We start from the raw sequence: 14,238 nt of genomic DNA, 5'->3' as shown, positions 1-14,238 counted from the left end.
CGGGTTTACGCCTCGTCGGGAAGGAAGATCGCCTCGATCGGTTCGCCGAACAGGCGCGCCAGGCGGAAGGCGAGCGGCAGGCTGGGGTCGTACTTGCCGGTCTCGATCGCATTGACGGTCTGGCGCGAGACGTCCAGGCGCTCGGCCAGCTCGCCCTGCGACCAGCCGAAGCGCTCGCGCAGTTCGCGGACGCGGCTATGCACGGCGCCTACCGGAACCGGCGGGCGACCACGGCCTTGAGCAGGCCATAGGTCGCGCACAGCAGCGGGAACACCCAGATCATGGCCACGCCCGAGGGAATGTCGATGACCTTGGCCAGCTGCAGGAAGCCGCCAGCCATGTAAACCAGCGAGACCAGTGCAGTCGCCAGGCTCACTGCCTCCAGCTCGATCCGGCGCTGCAGTTCGTCCGCATCGCGGATGTAGCGGACGATGGCGCGCAGCGTCAGCGCGATCGGCACTACCGGCAGCAGCGCGATCACCGCCCGCAGTGCGTGGTCCTCGACGTGCTTGAGCAGCAGCATCGACACGATCAGCAACACCACGTAGCCGACCATCGCCGGCACGAACTCGCGCAGGTAGCGGCGGCGCAGGCCCGGGGTGGCGGAATCGCAACTCATCTTGCGGAACATCGGTCGAGACCTGTCAAGTAAGCTTGACAGGAGTCTGGGGCAGCCGTGGCCGCCTGTCAAGCGTGCTTGACACTACTTGCTGCTGACGTACTTCTCCCGGCGGATCTGGCGGACTTCCAGCCCGGCGTCCTTGAGCGCCTCGAAACTGGCGTCGACCATGTTCGGGTTTCCGCACAGGTAGGCGATGTCGGAGGCCGGATCCGGCGCGCACTCGGCCAGGAACTGCTGCACGTAACCGCGGCGCACGTCCGGGTGCGGCTGCGGCGGCAGCTCCCGCGACAGGCAGGGCAGGTAGCGGAAATTCCCGGGATGGGCGTCGGCGAAGGCGCGGAACTCCTCGCCGTACAGCAGCTCGGCGGGCGATCGTGCGCCCTGCAGGAGCGCCACCTGCACGTCCCGTTCGGCGATCAGCGCCTCGATCTGCGGCAGCATCGCGCGGTACGGGGTGACGCCGGTGCCGGTGGCCACCAGCAGGTAACGGCGGTTTTCATCGCCGGGCAACAGGCAGAACCGGCCGTACGGACCGCTGGCGTCGATGGTGTCGCCGATCTCCAGGCCTTCGAACAGCGCGGTGGCGGCGCCGCCGGCAACGTAGCTGACCGCGATCTCGATCGTCCCCGCCGGCCCTGCCAGCGAGTACGAGCGCTTGGTCGGCGTGCCGTCGCCGTAGTGGAAATGGACCTGCAGGAACTGCCCCGGGACGAACGCGAACGGCTGGCCATCGGCGCGGGCGAAGCCCAGGTGGGCGACGGTCGGCGCCAGCATGCGGCGCGACACGAGCTTGAGCGGGAACTGGACGATGGCCAAGGCGGGATTTGGGACAGAGAGTTTCAGGGGGAGGCGGCCGGAGCCCGGACGCGGGTTGCCTATACTACCGGCATGCTTCCCCCGACCCCCCGCGACGCACCCGCCTTGCAGGTGCGCGACCTGCGCAAGACCTACGACAACGGCGTGGAGGCGCTCAAGGGCGTTTCCCTGGAAGTGGCCCCTGGCGACTTTTTCGCCATGCTCGGGCCCAACGGCGCCGGCAAGTCGACCCTGATCGGCATCGTCACCTCGCTGGTGAACAAGAGCGCCGGCGACGTGCGCGTGTTCGGCGTCGACATCGCCCGCGAGCGCGACGCGGCGATGCGCCTGCTCGGCCTGGTGCCGCAGGAACTCAACTTCAACATGTTCGAGAACCCGCGCGACATCCTGGTCAACTACGCCGGGTTCTACGGCATCCCGCGGCGCGAGGCGCAGGCGCGCGCCGAGCAGGAACTCAAGGCCGCGCAGCTGTGGGACAAGGCCGACAAGATGGCGCGCACGCTGTCGGGCGGCATGAAGCGCAGGCTCATGATCGCGCGGGCGATGATGACCAGGCCGCGCCTGCTGATCCTCGACGAGCCAACCGCCGGCGTCGACATCGAGATCCGCCGCGGCATGTGGAAGACGCTGCGCGAGATCAACGCCGCCGGGACCACCATCATCCTTACCACGCACTACCTCGAGGAAGCGGAGAACCTGTGCCGCAACCTCGCGATCATCGACAAGGGCACCATCGTCGAGCAGGGGCCGATGCGCTCGCTGCTGGCCAAGCTCGACGTGGAAGGCTTCCTGCTCGACGTCGAAGGCGAGCTGCCGGCGCAACTGCCGCGGATCGAGGGCGCGGAACTGTCGGCGCACGACGGCCACACCATCGACCTGGAGATGCCGCGAGCGCACGACCTGACCCACGTGTTCGCGCAGCTCGGCGACGCGGGGATCCGGGTCCGCTCGATGCGCAACAAGTCCAACCGCCTCGAGGAACTGTTCGTGCGCCTGACCGGCGACGGCGCACGGCCGGGAGCCACGCCATGAGCGCCGCCGCCACCGAACTGGCCAGCCGCACCGTCGCCAGCCGCAACTGGACCGCCCTGGGCACCATCGCCCGGCGCGAAGTCGCGCGCATCCTGCGCATCTGGACGCAGACGCTGATTCCGCCTGCGATCACGATGACGCTGTACTTCCTGATCTTCGGCGGCCTGATCGGTTCGCGCGTGGGCAAGATGGACGGCATCAGCTACATGGATTTCATCGTCCCCGGCCTGGTGATGATGAGCGTGATCCAGAACAGCTACGGCAACATCTCGTCGAGCTTCTTCGGGGCCAAGTTCGGCCGCCATGTCGAGGAGCTGCTGGTCAGCCCGATGCCGCACTGGGTGATCCTCGGCGGCTACGTCGCCGGCGCCGTGCTGCGCGGCCTGATGGTGGGCGTGATCGTGCTGCTGATCGCGATGCTGTTCACGGAGGTGCGCATTCCGCATCCACTGGTGACCGCATCCACGGTGCTGCTGGGCGCGACGATCTTTTCCCTGGCCGGCTTCGTCAACGCCGTGTTCGCCAAGAAGTTCGACGACGTGGCGATCGTGCCGGTGTTCATCCTGACCCCGCTGACCTACCTGGGCGGCGTGTTCTACTCGATCCGGCTGCTGCCCGGCTGGGCCGAGGCCGCGACCCACGCCAATCCGATCTTCTACATGGTCAACGCGTTCCGTTACGGCCTGCTCGGTGTCAGCGACGTGCCGTTGTGGGTAGCCTACGCACTGATGCTGGCCTTCGTCCTGGCACTGACCGTGCTGAGCCTGTGGTTGCTGCGCCGCGGCGTGGGCCTGCGCTCGTAGGAGCGGCGGAAGCCGCGATCGGGCGCCTCAGCGCAACCGGAAGAAATCAATCGCCGTGGCCGTGGTCGTGGCCGCCGTCGTCGCCACGTCCTCGCCGCGGTCCCGGGCCAGCTCCTCGACGATGTGCGCCAGGTACATCGGCTCGTTGCGCCGGTGCGAAGGCTGCGGCCGCACCGTTCGCGGCAGCAGGTAGGGCGCGTCGGTTTCCACCATCAGCCGGTTGGCGGGGATGCTGCGCACGAGTTCGCGCAGGTGCTGGCCGCGGCGCTCGTCGCACAGCCAGCCGGTGATGCCGATGTGCCAGTCCTGGTCGAGGTAGTCGAACAGTTCCTCGCGGGTGCCGGTGAAGCAGTGCACCACCGCCGGCCCAAGCCTGCCTTCGAACTGGCGCATCACCGCCATGAAGTCGTCGTGCGCGTCGCGCTGGTGCAGGAACAGCGGCTTGCCGGTCGCCGCGCCGATCTCCAGCTGGCGCTCGAAGGCACGGCGCTGCGCGGGACGCGGCGAGAAGTCGCGGAAGTAGTCCAGGCCGGTTTCGCCCACCGCCACCACTTCCGGATGCGCGTGCAGCGCGCGCATCTCCGCATCGCATTCCTCGGTGTACTCCACGGCGTGGTGCGGGTGCACGCCGGCGGTGGCGTACAGCACGCCCGGATGCGCCCGGGCCAGGGCCAGCGCCTTCGGCGAATGCTCGCGGCTGGCGCCGGTGACCACCATCCTCGCCACGCCGGCCTCGCGTGCGCGCTGGAGCACTGCGTCGCGGTCGTGGTCGAAGCTGTCGTGGGTGAGGTTGGCGCCGATATCGATGAGGTCCATCCGGCGATTATCCTTCGTGGATGGATTCGATGCCCATTGCGGAACTGCTGCCGGAGATCAGGGCCTCGCTGGCGCGGCATCCGCGGCTGGTCCTGGAGGCGCCGCCGGGCGCGGGCAAGACCACGCAGGTGCCGCTGGCGCTGCTGGACGCGCCGTGGCTGCAGGGCCGCCGGATCGTGATGCTGGAGCCGCGCCGGGTGGCGGCGCGCGCCGCCGCAGGCTTCATGGCGCGGCAGCTTGGCGAGGAAGCGGGCGAAACGGTCGGATACCGCATCCGTTTCGAGAGCCGGGTGTCCGCGCGCACCCGGATCGAGGTCGTCACCGAAGGCATCCTGACGCGCATGCTGCAGGACGACCCCTCGCTGGAAGGCGTCGGGGCGCTGCTGTTCGACGAGTTCCACGAACGCCACCTGGCCGCCGACCTCGGCCTGGCGCTGGCGCTGGACGTGCAGGCCTCGCTGCGCGAGGACCTGCGCATCGTGTTGATGTCGGCCACGCTGGATGGCGAGCGCCTGGCACGCTTCCTGGATGCGCCGCGGTTGTCGAGCGCGGGGCGAAGTTTCCACGTGGAAACCGTGCACTTCCCGGCACGCCGCGACGAGGCGTTGGAGCCGCAGGTGAAGCGCGCAGTGGTGCACGCACTGGAACGCCACCCCGGCGACGTGCTGGTGTTCCTGCCGGGGCAGCGCGAGATCGCGCGCGTGCAAGCCGGACTGGAGGCCATGGATGGCGTCGAGGTGCTCGCGTTGCACGGCGAGCTGCCGGTGGAGCAGCAGGCGCGCGTGCTGCAACCTGCCGGGGATGGCCGCCGCCGCGTGGTCCTGGCGACCAACGTCGCCGAGTCCAGCGTGACCCTGCCCGGCGTGCGCGTGGTGGTCGACAGCGGACTGGCGCGAGAACCGCGCTTCGATCCGAACTCGGGTTTTTCCCGCCTCGACATCGTGGCCATTTCGCAGGCCTCCGCCGACCAGCGTTCCGGCCGCGCCGGTCGTGTTGCCGAAGGTTGGGCCTACCGCCTGTGGCCGCAGTCGCAACGCCTGGAACCGCAGCGGCGCGCCGAAATCATGCAGGTCGAACTTTCGGCCCTGGCGCTGGAACTGGCCGCCTGGGGCAACGACGACCTGCGCTTCGTCGATCCGCCGCCGCCTGGCGCGTTCGCCGCCGCGCACGACCTGCTGCACCGGCTCGGCGCCCTGCAGGACGGCAGGATCACGCCACTGGGCCAGCGCATGCTCGCGCTCGGCACCCATCCGCGCATCGGCGCATTGCTGCTCGCGCCGAACGAAGCAGGCGAACGCGCGCTGGCCTGCGACCTGGCGGCGCTGCTGGAAGCGCGCGATCCGCTGCAGGCGCGGGGCGGAGCACGTTCTGACGCCGTCGCCCATCGCTGGCAGGCCCTGGCCGCATTCCGTGCGGGGCGCACGGACGCCAATGCATCGCGCGCGGCGCTGGCCGCGATCGATGCCGCGGCGAAGCAATGGCGACGACGGCTGCGCGTCGAAACGCCGCCGCCGGCATCGGCGCCGCCGCACCTGCTCGGCGATCTTTTGCTGCACGCCTTTCCCGATCGCATCGGCCACCGCCATGCCACCGATCCCAAGCGCTACCAGCTCGCCAACGGGCGCATGGCACGCCTGTTCGACGACAGCGCCCTGCATGGCGAACCGTGGATCGTCGCCAGCGAGCTGCGCTTCGAGGCGCGCGACGCGCTGGTGCTGCGCGGCGCGCCACTGGACGAAGTGCGGCTGCAGGCGGACTTCCCGCGGCGCTTCAGCGAAGCCGACCACGTGCGCTGGGATCCGGATCGGCGCGCGCTGGTGGCGCAGCGCGAACGCCGCTTCGATGGCATCGTGCTGGATGCACGCCCGGTCGGGCGCGTGGACCCGGACAAGGCTGCCGCGGCAGTGACCGATGCGATCCGCGACCTCGGCCTGGACGTGCTGCCGTGGAGCGAACCGCTGCGGCAGTGGCGCGCGCGCGTCGCCAGCCTGCGCGAGTGGATGCCGGAGATGGCGAACGGATTACCGGACCTGTCCGATGAAGCGTTGCTCTCCAGCCTCGACCAATGGCTGCGTCCCGCCTTCGCCGGCAAGAGCAGGCTCGATGCGCTCGATGCCGGAGAGCTTTCCGACGCATTGCACCACCTGCTCGACTGGAACCTGCGGCAACAGGTGGATCGCCTGGTCCCGGTGCGCATCATCGTGCCGTCGGGCATGGAACGGCGCATCGACTACGCGCTGGAAGCCGACGGCACGCCGCAGCCGCCGGTGCTTGCGGTCAAGCTGCAGGAGCTGTTCGGACTCGCCGACACCCCACGCATTGCCGACGGACGCGTGCCCCTGGTCCTGCACCTGCTGTCGCCGGCCGGTCGCCCGTTGCAGGTCACGCGCGACCTGCGCGGTTTCTGGGAACGGACCTGGCCGGAGGTGCGCAAGGAAATGAAGGGCCGCTATCCCAGGCACCCATGGCCGGAAGACCCGTGGTCGGCGACGGCGACGCACCGCGCCAAGCCACGCGGCACCTGAACCGCGGTCGTTCGCCGCTGCCCGCGTACACGCGCCGCAAACGCGGCGCCTCCGACACTTCCCCCGGAATCGGCAAGGAACACGACCATGAACAACCTGCTGGCCACGCTCCCTTCGCGCGCCGCGCAACTGAAGCAGCTCAAATGGGTGGAAACCGGCGCCGCGCTGGCCGCGCTGCAGACCGGCGGCAAGATCGCCACGCGTTTCGTGCGACGCAATCCCGCCGTCGCCGTCGCGGCGGTGGCCGGCGCGGGATTGCTCTACCTGGCCGCGCGCCACCACAGGAAAAAGCGGGAGGCAGAGGAAGCTGCGGACACCAAGACGCGTCGGGTCAGGGCGCGTCGGGCTCCGAAGCAGCCGGCAACTCGATGACGAAACGGGCACCGCCGCCCTCGCGATCCTCGTACCACAGGTTGCCTTCGTAGCCGGACAGGATCTGCTTGGCCAGCGACAGGCCCAGTCCGCTGGACAGCCCGTCGGCCGGATCGGTGTCGGTCAGGCGCGTGAACGGCTTGAACAGCTGGTGCTGGCGCACCGGGGAGACGCCCGGGCCGCGATCCTCCACCAACAGTTGCCAGAAGCCGGGCGCACTGCTGCGGATCGAAAGCTCGATGGCGCTGCCCGGCGCGTACTTCATCGCGTTGTTGACCAGGTTCTCCGCCACCTGGCGCAGCACGAGGCCATCGATGGCCACATGGCAGCGCACTGCAGGCATCGACAGCTGCATGCGCAGGCCGCGACTTTCCAGTTGCAGCTCGTAGCGCTGCACCAGCCACTCGAGCACTTCGTTGAGCGTGGTGGTGGCCGACGCCGGCTTCTGCCCGCTGGCCCGATGTGCCTGGGTTTCCAGGTAGCGGCGGATATAGCCCAGCGCGTCGCCGACGCTTTCGTGGATCATCTCCAGGTAGCGCGGCACGCGTTCGGGCTTGCAGCCGGCATTGCGCAGCACGTCGCTGGCGAACAGCACGCTGCTGAGCGGGTTCTTCAGGTCGTGTGCGACCAGGTTGACCAGTTCCTGGCGCTGGTGCGCGACGCGTTCGAGCCGGTCGCGGGTGAGCTTGAGGCCGATGTGCGCGGTCACCCGCGCCAGCAGCTCCTCGGGGATGAAGGGCTTGGTGACATAGTCGACCGCGCCGGCCTCGAACGCGCGCAGCAGCATGTCGCGGTCCTGCGCGGCAGTGAGGAAGATGGCCGGGAGCTTGCGCAGTTCGGCATGCTCCTTGACGTGGGCGAGCAGCTCGAAGCCGTCCATGCCCGGCATCATCATGTCCAGCAGCAGCAGGTCCGGAACCTGCGCCGTCGCCATCTGCAGCGCTTCCTCGCCATGCCCCGCGGTGCGCACGTCGTAGCCGTGCCGGGTGAGCAAGGCACTGACTGCGCGCAGGTTGGCGGGCTGGTCGTCGACGACCAGGATCGAGCCTTGCGGGGTGGCGCCAGCGAGCGTCGCGGGAGGCATCCGGGCAAGTTAGCAGAATCGTGTGGACGCCTGTTCACATCTGCAAAAACGGCGTGAACGGTTCAGTCTGGCCCCGTCCCCGCGTGCCGCCATTGGCCGGGCGCCATGCCGTCGAGGCCATGTGCACCGACCGCGACCCGCACCAGGCGCAGGGTGGGCAGGCCCACCGCTGCGGTCATGCGCCGCACCTGGCGGTTGCGCCCTTCGCTGATCGCGAGCTCGAGCCAGGCATCGGGCACCGTCTTGCGGAACCGCACCGGCTGGTCGCGCGGCCATAGTGCCGGTGCATCGATGCGCCTGGCCCGGGCCCGACGTGTCATTCCGTCGCGCAGTTCGACGCCGCCGCGCAGTGCGGCCAATTGCTCCTCACCCGGATCGCCCTCGACCTGCACCCAGTAGGTCTTCTCCAGCTTGTGGCGCGGGTCGGTGAGCCGGTGCGCGAGCGCGCCGTCGTCGGTGAGCAGCAACAGGCCTTCGGAATCGAAATCCAGGCGACCGGCGGGATACACACTCGGCGGCAGGCCGAAGCCGGCCAGCGTCGGGCGCGGCGTCGCGCTGCGATCGGTGAACTGGCAAAGCACGCCGTAGGGTTTGTTGAAGGCGATCAGCATGGCGGACCTAGGCGGTGGCGCCGGCTTCCTGCCGGGTGTGGCTGGCGTGTTCGGCGGCCTGCGCCAGCAGCCAGGTACGGAAGGCCTGCAGGCCGCGGTGCGTGGCCGCGCCCTGCGGATAGACCAGCCAGTGCGAGTACATCGCCTTCATGCGCTGGCTGGTCAGTGCCACCAGTTGCCCGGAGTCGAGCAGCAGTCGCGCGCGCGTGACCCGGCCCAGGGCGACGCCAACGCCGTCGAGCGCGGCGCGATGGTGCGATTCGGAGTCGTCGAACACCGCCACGTAGCGTGCCGGCGGCCTCCCGCCGAAAGCGTCGAACCAACGGTCCCACTGGCCGTCCGGATCGCCGAGCAATGGCCACTCGTGGAGCGCCGGCGCGTTCGTGCCGCCCATGCGCGCGACCAGCGCCGGGCTCGCCATCGGCACCAGGAGTTCGTCGAACAGGTGCTCGGACATCACCCCGGGCCACTGCCCGAGGCCGATCCGCAGCGCGGCGACGACCTGGGTCTCGCGGCTGAAATCGACCAGCGCCTCGGTCGACTGCAGGCTGATCTCGATGCTCGGATGCGCAGCCAGGAAGCCGGCCAGCCGCGGCACCAGCCAGGCCGAGGCCATCGACGGCGTCACGCTGATCGCCAGGCGGTCGTCGTGGCGCGCGGCGAACGGCCGCAGGGCGCTGCCGATCGCATCCAGGTGCGGGGCGATGCGTTCCAGCAGCTGGCGCCCGTCCGGGGTGAGCTCGACGCCGCGGGGCTTGCGCACCAGCAGCTGCTGGCCGAGCCGCGACTCGAGCGTGCGCATCTGGTGGCTGAGCGCGCTGGTGGTCAGGTTCAGCGATTCGGCCGCGCGCGACAGGCTGCCCAGCCGGGCGGCGGTGACGAAGCCTTCGAGGGCGTGCAGGGGCGGGCGGCTCATGCCTGGGTGATATGAAATCAGTTCAAGTCAATGTTGAGAAAGTGTCGCTTTTTCAGCGCTGACTATGCGCCTAAGTTGTACGTCCCTCAAGTCGTTCGGGAGCCGGACATGAGCATCTACACCGAATTGCTGTTCCTCCACGGCCACGTCGTGCAGCCGGAACTCGCCCGCTCGCTGGCAGGCGCGCCGGAGCCCTCCGGGCAGGAGCGGGAGCCGGGGCGTGGACCCCGGCAGCGTGGCGAAGCGGCTGCGGTCTGCCGCCGCGGCGCGATCGCCACGGTCTGCGGGGCGACGGCGCTGTCGCCCTTCCGCTGACCGCGGCCGCGCCGGTCAGAGTGCGGCGAGGGCGGCGTTGAAGGTCGCGCTGGGACGCATCGCCGCTGCCATCTTCGCCTCGTCGGGGCGGTAGTAGCCGCCGATGTCCACCGGCTTGCCCTGCACGGCGACGAGTTCGGCGACGATCTTCTCCTCGTTCGCCGCCAACGTCTCCGCCAGCGGGGCGAAGCGTGCCTTCAACGCGGCATCCTCGTCCTGCGCGGCCAGCGCCTGCGCCCAGTACATGGCCAGGTAGAAATGGCTGCCGCGATTGTCGATGCCGCCGAGCTTGCGGCTGGGGGACTTGTCGTTGTCCAGGAACATGGCGTTGGCCCGGTCCAGGGCATCGGCCAGCACCCGCGCGCGCGTATTGCCGGTGGTGTCGGCCAGGTGCTCGAGCGAGGCGGCCAGGGCCAGGAATTCTCCCAGCGAATCCCAGCGCAGGTAGTTCTCCTGCACGAACTGCTGCACGTGCTTGGGCGCGCTGCCGCCGGCGCCGGTTTCGAACAGGCCGCCGCCTGCCATCAGCGGCACGATCGACAGCATCTTGGCGCTGGTGCCCAGCTCCATGATCGGGAACAGGTCGGTGAGGTAATCGCGCAACACGTTGCCGGTCACCGAGATCGTGTCCTGGCCCTGGCGGATGCGCGCCAGCGAGAACTTCATCGCCTCGGCCGGCGACATGATCCTGATGTCGAGGCTGCTCGTGTCATGGTCCTTGAGATAACGCTCGACCTTGGCGACCAGCTGCGCGTCGTGCGCACGCGCCGGATCCAGCCAGAACACCGCCGGCGTATTCGACAGCCGCGCGCGATTGACCGCGAGCTTCACCCAGTCCTGGACGGGTGCGTCCTTGGTCTGGCACATGCGCCAGATGTCGCCGGCCGCGACCTGGTGTTCCATCAGCACCTTGCCGTCGGCGTCGACCACGCGCACGACGCCGTCGGCGGCGACGCGGAAGGTCTTGTCGTGCGAGCCGTATTCCTCGGCCTTCTGCGCCATCAGGCCGACGTTGGGCACGCTGCCCATGGTCGCCGGGTCGAACGCGCCGTTGGCCTTGCAGTCGTCGATCACCGCCTGGTAGATGCCTGCGTAGCAGCGGTCCGGGATCACCGCCTTGGTGTCCTGGAGCTCGCCGCGCGCGTTCCACATGCGCCCGCTGTCGCGGATCATCGCCGGCATCGAGGCGTCGACGATCACGTCGCTGGGCACGTGCAGGTTGGTGATGCCCTTGTCCGAATTGACCATCGCCACGCCCGGGCGCTGCGCGTACAGCGCGTCGATGTCCGCGCGGATCCGTGCGGCGTCGGCTTCCGGCAGCTTGTCGAGGTTGGCGTAGAGGTCGCCGATGCCGTTGTCGGCGTTGAAGCCGATGCTGCGCAGCGCGTCGGCGTGCCTGTCCAGCACCGGCCGGTAGAACTCGTTGACGGCGACACCGAACATGATCGGGTCGGAGACCTTCATCATCGTCGCCTTGAGGTGCAGCGAGAACAGCACGCCCTGTGCCTTCGCGTCCTCGATCTGGCCGGCGATGAACTTCGCCAGCGACGCGGTGCGCATCACCGCCGAATCGATCACCTCGCCGGCCTGCAGCGCGAGGTCGCCCTTGAGCATGGTCACCGAACCGTCGGCGGCGGCGAGCTCGATCCGCACCTTGCCGGCGGCGGGCATGGTCAGCGACTGCTCGCTGCCGTAGAAGTCGTCGCCGGCCATGTGCGCCACGTGCGACTTCGAATCGGCGCTCCACTTGCCCATGCGGTGCGGATGCTTGCGCGCATAGGCCTTGACCGAGGCCGGCGCGCGGCGGTCGGAGTTGCCCTCGCGCAGCACCGGGTTGACCGCACTGCCCTTGACCTTGCCGTAGCGCGGGTCGTCGGCGCCGGGCACCGGATAACCCTTCGCCTGCAACTCGGCGACCGCGGCCTCGAGCTGCGGCTGCGAGGCGCTGATGTTGGGCAGCTTGATGATGTTGGCTTCCGGCGTGGTCGCCAGGCGGCCAAGCTCGGCCAGGTCGTCCGGCACGCGGTGCGCTTCGTCCAGCAATTCGGGGACCTGCGCCAGCATCCGGCCCGACAGCGAGATGTCCCGCGTCTCCACCGCGATCCCGGCGGTGGCCGCGTAGGCCGACACGATCGGCAGCAGCGAACGGGTCGCCAGGGCGGGCGCTTCGTCGGTGAGGGTGTAGAGGATCGTCGGGGCGTCGGACATGGTGGGCTCGCCGGATTGCGGGCCCACCATTGTATTGCCTGCGGACGGATCCCTACTGGATGGTGAACTCGCGCGTCTGCACCACCATGCCGCCGGAGGAGATCTCCTGCTTGTACTGGCCGGCCGGCCCGCCGTCGGGCTTGCTGATGCTGAAGTCGGTGGTCTGGGCGCCGGCGGGGACGACCTTGTCCTGGGTGTCGACGACCTGGCCGTCCTCGTAGGTCCAGGTCGCGGTCAGGTTGCCGCCGACGTTGCCGTCGGTAGCGACCGAGGCGTGGATGGTGTCGGTGCCGGAAAAGCTGCGGGCCGGGACGGTAATGCGGGTGTCCTCGCCGACTTCGGTGCCCAGGTCGACGGTGGTGACGGTCATTGCCGCCGGGGCGACGGGTTCGGGCGTCGACGGGCCGGCCGGTTCGTTCATCGGCGGCGTGGTGCCGGCGTTCGGATCGAGCACCGGCTCGTCCTTCTTGCAGCCCGCCAGGGCGACGGCCGCGGCCAGGCCCGCGGCAAGCAGGGTCATGCTGGGGATGTTGCGCTTCATGGGGGTTTCTCCTTTGGGGGAAGGGAAGCGAAGGGTCAGTCGTCGAGCGAAGGCAGCTTCAGCACCTGGCCCGGCTTGATCAGGTCGGGGTCGTCGAGCTGGTCGCGATTGGCTTCGTAGATCGCGTTCCAGCGGCTGGCCTTGCCGTAGTGCTTCTGCGCGATCGCCGAAAGCGTGTCGCCCTTGAGCACCGTGTAGGTGCGGGCGTCGTCGCGGGTTCCGGCCGGAACGGTGTCGACGTTGCCCTGCACGTTGGAGAAGTCGGGCTTCTGTGTCGCCATGGTATGGGCTCCTGCGCCGTGGGGTGCAGGCAGGCTCGCATCGCATGCGTGAAGGCGGGATGTCGGAGCTGAATGGCCTATTGGCGCAGGTCGCGGAATGCCCGCGGCGGCGCGCGGTCGGCGGTGGTGCGCCACGGATTGATGTCCAGGCCGCCGCGCCGCGTGTAGCGCGCCTCGACCGCCAGCGATTCCACGCCGCAACGCGCGCGCAGGTCGGTGAAGATGCGCTCCACGCACTGCTCGTGGAACTCGGCGTGGTCGCGGAACGAGACCAGGTAGCGCAGCAACCCGGCGCGATCGATGCGCGGACCGCGATAGGCGATGCGCACGCTGGCCCAGTCCGGCTGGCCGGTGACCGGGCAGTTGGACTTGAGCAGGTGCGAACGCAGCACTTCGTCGGCGATGTCGCCGGCGTCGGCATGCAGGTGCGCCGGGTTGGGCGGGCCGTAGTCGTCGATGTCCACGTCGAGCGTATCGAGCAGGAAGCCCGCATCGTCGCCCGGTGCCGGTGGCGGCAGTCCGTCGGCCACCTCGACCTTGCCGCCCGCGGCCAGCGACAGGTCGACGGCGATGCGCGCGCGCACTTCGGCCGCGTCGGCGAAGCGCGTGGCGTTGAACGAGTTGAGGTAGAGCTTCAGCGACTTGGATTCCACCAGCCGCGGCGACTCGGCGGGCACACTGAAGGTCAGCGTCGCCACCACCGGCTTGCCGCGCGCATCGAGCCACGACACTTCATAGGCGTGCCAGCGGTCGGCGCCGGTGAAGGGCAGGGCATCGGTGTCGGACAGGCCCAGTTCCGCGCGGCCGTGCACGCGCGGAATCGGGAACAGCAACGAAGCGTCGTAGTCTCGGGGGTACTCGACGTGGCGCCCGAGGGGCAGGTCGCTGGTCATTGCACCTGGAAGTCGGCGATGCCGACCGGCACGTCGTCGATGTCGATCTGGACGTTGTAGGCGCCGGCGCGCATGCCGTCGGCCTGGGAGAAGCCGAAGCTGACCACGTCGCCGTCGACCGGCTTCTCCTCTTCCTTGTGCGAGGTGCCGTCCTGCCAGGTCCAGTAGACCCGGGCGATCGCGCCCGCGCGCCCGGCCGACGAGGCCGAGGCGTAGACCGTGTCGGCGGTGGTGTAGGAAGGTTTGGGGGCGGTGGCCGCCTGGTCCGGGCCCAGGGCGCTGCCGACGATGACCGCGTCGGCGGCGACCGTGGTCGGCTCGGCGATCTGTTCGACCGGCGGCTCGACCGGTTCGGCCGGCGCCTGCGCGGCGGCGGGGGCTTCCGCGGCGGGTTCGGGCGCGG

Annotated in this window: 17 protein-coding genes; 5 read left to right on the top strand and 12 right to left on the bottom strand. The window is 69.5% G+C overall.

The annotated features are described in order from the left end of the window. Positions 1-5 precede the first annotated feature (5 nt). The 3 genes from QAA18_RS00750 to QAA18_RS00740 all read right to left on the bottom strand — a co-directional run bounded on the left by QAA18_RS00750 (position 6) and on the right by QAA18_RS00740 (position 1,396). Positions 6-203, bottom strand: a complete 198-nt coding sequence (locus QAA18_RS00750) for a helix-turn-helix transcriptional regulator (protein WP_279410259.1) — start codon at positions 201-203, stop codon at positions 6-8. Positions 204-208: 5 nt separating this feature from the next. Beyond that, complete coding sequence (locus QAA18_RS00745; RefSeq protein WP_279410258.1) at positions 209-631, bottom strand: hypothetical protein; 423 nt, start codon at positions 629-631, stop codon at positions 209-211. Between the two features lie 72 nt (positions 632-703). Continuing rightward, positions 704-1,396, bottom strand: a complete 693-nt coding sequence (locus tag QAA18_RS00740; protein ID WP_279410329.1) for a ferredoxin--NADP reductase — start codon at positions 1,394-1,396, stop codon at positions 704-706. A gap of 114 nt (positions 1,397-1,510) precedes the next feature. Between QAA18_RS00740 and QAA18_RS00735 the strand changes: the two genes are divergently transcribed. Beyond that, a complete protein-coding gene (locus tag QAA18_RS00735) occupies positions 1,511-2,470 on the top strand; it encodes an ABC transporter ATP-binding protein (RefSeq protein WP_279410257.1) in 960 nt (319 codons plus the stop codon). Further along, complete coding sequence (locus QAA18_RS00730; protein ID WP_279410256.1) at positions 2,467-3,273, top strand: ABC transporter permease; 807 nt, start codon at positions 2,467-2,469, stop codon at positions 3,271-3,273. The genes QAA18_RS00735 and QAA18_RS00730 overlap by 4 nt, the downstream gene beginning before the upstream one ends. A 27-nt stretch (positions 3,274-3,300) precedes the next feature. Here the strand turns inward: QAA18_RS00730 and QAA18_RS00725 are convergent, their stop codons facing one another. Further along, the gene (locus QAA18_RS00725; RefSeq protein WP_279410254.1) at positions 3,301-4,089 is read right to left on the bottom strand and encodes a TatD family hydrolase; all 789 of its coding nucleotides are present in this window, start codon (positions 4,087-4,089) and stop codon (positions 3,301-3,303) included. Positions 4,090-4,109: 20 nt separating this feature from the next. Between QAA18_RS00725 and hrpB the strand changes: the two genes are divergently transcribed. Both hrpB and QAA18_RS00715 read left to right on the top strand, forming a co-directional pair. After that, positions 4,110-6,614 carry an ATP-dependent helicase HrpB gene (hrpB, locus tag QAA18_RS00720; RefSeq protein ID WP_279410252.1) on the top strand — a complete coding sequence of 835 codons (2,505 nt, stop codon included), beginning with the start codon at positions 4,110-4,112 and terminating at the stop codon, positions 6,612-6,614. 87 nt (positions 6,615-6,701) lie between these two features. Continuing rightward, entirely contained in the window at positions 6,702-6,986 is a 285-nt protein-coding gene (locus tag QAA18_RS00715) for a hypothetical protein (protein WP_279410251.1), read from the top strand. Here QAA18_RS00715 and QAA18_RS00710 read toward each other — a convergent pair. The 3 genes from QAA18_RS00710 to QAA18_RS00700 all read right to left on the bottom strand — a co-directional run bounded on the left by QAA18_RS00710 (position 6,946) and on the right by QAA18_RS00700 (position 9,597). Beyond that, on the bottom strand, positions 6,946-8,070 hold the full coding sequence (locus QAA18_RS00710; protein WP_279410250.1) for a hybrid sensor histidine kinase/response regulator: 1,125 nt from the start codon (positions 8,068-8,070) through the stop codon (positions 6,946-6,948). The genes QAA18_RS00715 and QAA18_RS00710 overlap by 41 nt on opposite strands. Positions 8,071-8,132: 62 nt before the next feature. Next, positions 8,133-8,681, bottom strand: coding sequence for a pseudouridine synthase (locus tag QAA18_RS00705; RefSeq protein WP_279410249.1), 549 nt, complete (start codon positions 8,679-8,681; stop codon positions 8,133-8,135). Between the two features lie 7 nt (positions 8,682-8,688). After that, complete coding sequence (locus QAA18_RS00700) at positions 8,689-9,597, bottom strand: LysR substrate-binding domain-containing protein (protein WP_279410248.1); 909 nt, start codon at positions 9,595-9,597, stop codon at positions 8,689-8,691. A gap of 108 nt (positions 9,598-9,705) precedes the next feature. On the opposite strand from QAA18_RS00700, the gene QAA18_RS00695 reads away from it, so the two are divergent. Then, positions 9,706-9,912, top strand: coding sequence for a hypothetical protein (locus tag QAA18_RS00695; RefSeq protein ID WP_279410246.1), 207 nt, complete (start codon positions 9,706-9,708; stop codon positions 9,910-9,912). A 15-nt stretch (positions 9,913-9,927) separates the two neighbouring features. Here the strand turns inward: QAA18_RS00695 and QAA18_RS00690 are convergent, their stop codons facing one another. From QAA18_RS00690 to QAA18_RS00670, 5 genes are all read right to left on the bottom strand, one after another. Beyond that, positions 9,928-12,120 carry an NADP-dependent isocitrate dehydrogenase gene (locus QAA18_RS00690; protein ID WP_279410245.1) on the bottom strand — a complete coding sequence of 731 codons (2,193 nt, stop codon included), beginning with the start codon at positions 12,118-12,120 and terminating at the stop codon, positions 9,928-9,930. 52 nt (positions 12,121-12,172) lie between these two features. Beyond that, positions 12,173-12,661: a hypothetical protein gene (locus QAA18_RS00685; protein ID WP_279410243.1), complete on the bottom strand. Its 489-nt coding sequence runs from the start codon at positions 12,659-12,661 to the stop codon at positions 12,173-12,175. Between the two features lie 35 nt (positions 12,662-12,696). Then, positions 12,697-12,942 carry a LysM peptidoglycan-binding domain-containing protein gene (locus tag QAA18_RS00680; RefSeq protein WP_279410242.1) on the bottom strand — a complete coding sequence of 82 codons (246 nt, stop codon included), beginning with the start codon at positions 12,940-12,942 and terminating at the stop codon, positions 12,697-12,699. 77 nt (positions 12,943-13,019) lie between these two features. Next, positions 13,020-13,835, bottom strand: coding sequence for an NADPH-dependent 7-cyano-7-deazaguanine reductase QueF (gene queF / locus QAA18_RS00675; RefSeq protein WP_279410239.1), 816 nt, complete (start codon positions 13,833-13,835; stop codon positions 13,020-13,022). Beyond that, positions 13,832-14,238 (bottom strand): hypothetical protein (locus tag QAA18_RS00670; RefSeq protein WP_279410238.1); only part of this gene is annotated, 407 nt, incomplete at its 5' end. The genes queF and QAA18_RS00670, both read right to left, overlap by 4 nt.

It is taken from the genome of Luteimonas sp. 8-5, assembly GCF_029763755.1.
Lineage (GTDB): Bacteria > Pseudomonadota > Gammaproteobacteria > Xanthomonadales > Xanthomonadaceae > Cognatiluteimonas.
Note: the sequence above shows the minus strand (reverse complement) of the source record. Positions and strands in the feature narration are given on the sequence as shown.